This window comes from Paraburkholderia sp. SIMBA_053, from assembly GCF_046534895.1.
Classification (GTDB): domain Bacteria; phylum Pseudomonadota; class Gammaproteobacteria; order Burkholderiales; family Burkholderiaceae; genus Paraburkholderia; species Paraburkholderia caledonica.
Genome location: NZ_JAWRXU010001526.1, coordinates 1 through 242 on the forward strand (window position 1 = coordinate 1; position 242 = coordinate 242).

Here is a 242-nt window from a genome sequence, read left to right on the forward strand (position 1 = left end):
CGCGGCGCGCTGGTCGCGATCGAACCGGCAACCGGCGATGTGCTCGCGTTCGTGTCGGCGCCGAGCTTCGATCCGAATTCGTTCGTCGACGGCATCGACCAGCAGACCTGGGACGAGCTCAACAACTCGCCCGACCATCCGCTGCTGAACCGGCCGCTGCACGGCACGTATCCGCCGGGTTCCACCTACAAGCCGTTCATGGCGCTCGCCGCGCTCACACTGCACAAGCGCACGCCGGGCTG

General features: G+C 67.8%; 1 protein-coding gene. It reads left to right on the plus strand.

Translation table 11 applies throughout. The features are described 5' to 3' along the window. Positions 1-242, plus strand: a 242-nt coding sequence (locus tag SB753_RS40680; protein WP_410805627.1) for a penicillin-binding transpeptidase domain-containing protein, incomplete at both ends; no start/stop codon positions are given.